The organism is Pedobacter sp., from assembly GCF_045628745.1.
Lineage (GTDB): Bacteria > Bacteroidota > Bacteroidia > Sphingobacteriales > Sphingobacteriaceae > Pedobacter.
Genome location: NZ_JAZQPU010000455.1, coordinates 1 through 4,522, shown reverse-complemented (window position 1 = coordinate 4,522; position 4,522 = coordinate 1). Strand labels below are relative to the sequence as shown.

3 protein-coding genes and 1 pseudogene are annotated in these 4,522 nt (G+C 37.6%); all 4 read right to left on the bottom strand.

Annotation, left to right across the window (positions count from 1 at the left end; all coding sequences use genetic code 11):
• Positions 1–297: 297 nt before the first annotated feature.
• Positions 298–1,827, bottom strand: a complete 1,530-nt coding sequence (locus ACR2F7_RS16420; protein ID WP_432714623.1) for a PKD-like family lipoprotein — start codon at positions 1,825–1,827, stop codon at positions 298–300.
• Between the two features lie 3 nt (positions 1,828–1,830).
• Complete coding sequence (locus ACR2F7_RS16415; protein ID WP_432714622.1) at positions 1,831–2,568, bottom strand: DUF4843 domain-containing protein; 738 nt, start codon at positions 2,566–2,568, stop codon at positions 1,831–1,833.
• A gap of 15 nt (positions 2,569–2,583) precedes the next feature.
• Positions 2,584–4,056: a RagB/SusD family nutrient uptake outer membrane protein gene (locus ACR2F7_RS16410; protein ID WP_432714621.1), complete on the bottom strand. Its 1,473-nt coding sequence runs from the start codon at positions 4,054–4,056 to the stop codon at positions 2,584–2,586.
• A 10-nt stretch (positions 4,057–4,066) separates the two neighbouring features.
• Positions 4,067–4,522: pseudogene (locus ACR2F7_RS16405) on the bottom strand (SusC/RagA family TonB-linked outer membrane protein); the annotation flags it as partial.

The following is a 4,522-nucleotide window of genomic DNA, read 5'->3' as shown; positions in this document are numbered from 1 at the left end:
CTGTTTTGTTTCAGTGGCATAGAGGATATCCGTGAAGCTTACGCCACATTGGAGAATAAAAATAATTAGGACGAGCCAGGCAATAGGGGAATAAAATAATATACTTAATTCCAACCGCGCTATATTGAGTATTTTCTTCATTTGTTAGTTATGAATGCCGGATTTGTTAATCACCTTATTTACAATTTAATTATTGTGTAAACGATGGTTATAAGCATTGAGCTTATGCAGCACAGTTTTTTATGTTATTGATATCAATAGCTGAACCTTCATTTGTGAAGGTTCAGCTGGTGTTTTTTATTTTTGAGTAGCAATGGCTGTAATCTTTCCGAAACCAGCATAAGTTTTTACTGCTGGAAGGTCAATATTACCTACACCAAGGTTTTTTAACGGAAGGATATATACTTTTCCTTCAGTTCCATAAGTTGACATGATCAATTGATTATTATTACCCGGTAAATAGGTTTCGCTATAAGGGTAATCGCTTTGCTGATAAACTTGTAAAGTGGTAATGGTTTCACCAGCAGGTAATGTATAGCGCTCCTCGTAAGTTGGCGTTGCAGTACTAAATAGCACAGCATATACCATGGTAGCCGTGGCATAATACAATACTTTTTGGTTATCCATAATAACAAAGTGAGTGGCTTCATTTATACCAGGTGCATTAGAAAGATCGAAAAATGCTTTAGGTGAAGAAATAATTATATTCCAATCAGCATCTGTTTCTCCAGCCTTAAAGGTGTACAGTTCCGTTTTACCAGTTGTTTTGTTTTTAAGAACGTGTACAAATTCATTGTCAACCCCATATCCGGCAGCTAAATTTGTACGGCCAGGTAAATTACCGGCGTTGAAAACACCCGCACCTGCAGGATAAGCATACATATTCTTGTCGCCAAAATTTAAGGAAGGCAAATACACAAATGCGCCTTTTACCTCATCATAAAAGTTAATTACTATAGAGGCATCTGAGTTTCTGTTTAAGGCAATTTTCGCTGGAACAGTGAACTTAGTGTCAAAGGGTACTCCAAATAATCTATTAGCACCCAGGTAAGTGAAAATAAATTTACCATTCTCCATATAGATGTCGCCTTGTTGAATGCCGTACAAACCTTCAGGTTTAAACGCATAATCATGGTTGCTAAACAACTCCTCATTAAAGCCACCTAAGGTATAATCAATGGTATTGATTTTGGCAATGCTGTTATTGGTAATGGCTAACAGGCTGGTCACCCCAAAGATATTGGTGTAACGGAACTGGCTAATTAAACCAGGGATGGTGCTGCCATTGATGGCCGAATACACATTGCGCTTAATGCTCTCGGCGTTATAATCTGGTGTAACCATTGAATTCATGATGTGACTGATGTCTGAAGCACTGCCATCAGCCGTCGTTTCTGCAATTACTAAACCTTCACCAATGCTATTTCTTACATTGACATTCCATGAGCTGATGTATTGCAATTGGGTTGCCCTATCTGTAGCAATCAAACGGAGTTGGTAATATTTCCCAAAATCATTTGGTCGTAACCTGATCTCTGCATCAAGGTCTTTAGTAGTGGCTAAAAGCTGACTGGTGGTATCTGAAGGATCAATATTGATTCTCCATTCATACATCACTTCCGCATCTGTTAAGTTAGTTGTTAATTTTGGCTTAACCACAAGATGATCAAACTGGAATACATTAAGTACGCCCATACCAGTTGTATCTACAGTAACGCCTTCAATCTTATTCAGGTCTAATGTGCTTAAATCCTTTTTACAGGCAAAAATTGTTGCTATACCTATAATGAACAAGGATAAGCGGATATATTGTTTCATATTCTTCATCACTTAATCGAATTTTGATTTAGTATAATATAGCGGAACGATGTCTTGTCCTGCTTGTGTTCCCGTATCGTGTTTAAGGTGGTCGTTAGGATGATCTTTATTCCATTGTTTTACGTAATCGCCAAATTTGGTTCCCATGGCTTCGCAGGTTATTTGACCCAGCAATCTGAAATCAGCAGCCGCTAACACTTTTATTCCTGTTGTTTCTACAATAAGGCGATAAGCATTATTACTGGCTACAGCAGTGAAATAATAACGGTAATAAGTCCATGCTGGAACTACAATCTGGTTGGTCCAGCCTACCGTAAATTCTCTGGTTTCCAGGTTTCCTGCTTTGAAATCTTCAGCATCTACCAGTTTAACCTTAAGGTTTACCGTAGTAGTATTCAATACTTCAGAATTAAGGAGTTTAATGCTGAGCTTGCCAGTGTATTCACCAGCTTTAACAACACCGCCTAAAATTTGGTATTGGTTGCTCTTTGCTGTTGTAGTGCCATCTTCAACCGCTACTGCATTGAAATGACGGTCATAGTCTGCAGTATTACCCATAATTTTAACTTCAATTTCCTGGATATATTCGTCTTCAGGATTTCCTAAAAATGAATATTGCAGCGGTACTACACTGGTGAAGTTAACGGCAGCTTCCCCGGAAAAGGAAGAGATTCCATCTTTTTTACAAGAGGTTTGCAACAGCATTAAGCCTGTTGCAGCGATATAAAATATATTTTTAAGTCTTTTCATGATGATCATATTTAACTATTGAACCCTGTTGCCAAATTCAATTTCACTTGTCGGATATGGAAGTACATAGATTTTATCATCGGCTACTACCGTTGACCCTAAACCTGTGAAGGTAGTTTTGCCCAATCTTTTATAATAGAAAAACAATTGCCCTTCCATTAATAATTCTTTGCGGTATTCCTTTGTCAGTTCTTCTTTAAACACATTTGGATCAGTGCTTGTGATATCGGCAATGATACCCCTGCTTTTTCTTACTTTGTTCAGGTAGTCAACAGCCTTCGTAGGGTTGGTTAATGCATAACTTTCTGCTGCGATGTAATACATTTCAGGAATCCTGATCAAAGGCATGTTGTTCTTGTAGGTAGCATTCGTTTTTTGAAGCAATTTATTAGAAACATAACCTCTTGATTTTGATGATAACATGGTGTTGAAGCGTACATCAACTAAACCAACGTTTGCATTTGCTGTTTCATAGACTTCCTGAGCGCGTGATGAAGAAAGTAAAAGGGAATTATAGGCAGTGGCACTTTCACCATCCAGATAGAAATTAACAATATCTGTAAAACCAGTTACATTCAATGTAAAAATATGCTCTGGATAAAGTAAAGCATCTGTAGCAGCATATGATGGTGAAGTAATCAGCTTTGCAGCTGAGTAGGCAATTACCTCTTCTGCAGCTGTAGCAGCATTACTCATACTTGCAGCATCGCCTTTCCATTGAAATACCCTTGCTTGTAAGGCTTTTGCCGCATAATAATTCATGCGTTGTTCCCTGTTGTTGTAAAAACCATCGCGGTTAATCTCAGTGTAGTAAGTGCTAGGTTTTTTAGGGTTATTATAGATTGGATCTTCTTTTAATAAAACCGTAGCTTCTTCTAAATCCTTCATCAACAACTCCAATGTTTTTTCATAACTTAACTGAGGTGTCAGTTCCTTGGTAAATTGGGTAACATAAGGAATAGCCAATTTTGCAGCAATATCCTGGCGCTTAGCCATATTGCCATAGCCATACATCCTCATTAAATCGAAATGAAGAAATGCACGCAACCCTAATAATTCTCCTTTAATGATGGAATAACTAATTGGATTCAACAACGCTTTGTTCTTATCAATGTTAGCGAGGGCATTATTGATGTTGGCAATGCTATTGTACGATTTATTCCAAATGGCATCTAACGTAGCTACACTTTTTACACTTGTATAATTGTAAGATTGAAGATCTACATTTAAAGCCAGGTTAGGTAAAGTTGCATATTGCTGGGCTAGTAAATCGATTACATTATAAGTGGCGTTCTTTGAATATAAATCAGGATCAGTCATGCTGATGTATACGCCAATTAAGGCATCCTTAAAACCCGCTTCAGAAGAAAACTGGTCATCTGACCTGATTTCTGTCCCGGAGGTTACATCTAGCCATCCCTTTTTGCAGGATGCAGCTGATAATACAATAACGAGGAGTAATGCTATATTTTTAAATTTCTGAATCATGTTAATGAATTTAAAATGTTGCGGATAAATTGAAAGATAGAGTCCTTGCAAATGGATAAGAAGTACCACGCTCAATCTCAATAGAAGAGAATGTTGCCAACTCATTCATGTTAAAGCCAACTTTTAAGCGCTCTAATCCTAATTTTTTGCTTAGGCTTTTATCAAATAAGTAATAAAGGTTTACTGCAGCAATAGTGAACTCATTACGGTCTTGAATAAAACGAGTAGTTGCACGGGTTTTTTCCTCTGCAGGACTTGTGCTGCCATCTGGATTTTGGATATTGTATTGACCTAAACGTTTATAAAGTGCATTTTGCCCTGGAGCTGTCCAGCGACCTGTTAATACTCTCTTGTCAACATTGTAATTCATGTCTACATTTTCTACCCTGTCAACCAAAGTTTGGTTGTATAACTGGCCACCACCAAGGTAACGTGAGGTTACACTTAGGCCAATACCTTTATATTC

Coding starts and splice junctions, on each gene's coding strand:
- ACR2F7_RS16420 (WP_432714623.1), bottom strand. CDS start 1,827: ATGAAGAATATGAAACAATATATCCGCTTATCCTTGTTCATTATAGGT.
- ACR2F7_RS16415 (WP_432714622.1), bottom strand. CDS start 2,568: ATGAAAAGACTTAAAAATATATTTTATATCGCTGCAACAGGCTTAATG.
- ACR2F7_RS16410 (WP_432714621.1), bottom strand. CDS start 4,056: ATGATTCAGAAATTTAAAAATATAGCATTACTCCTCGTTATTGTATTA.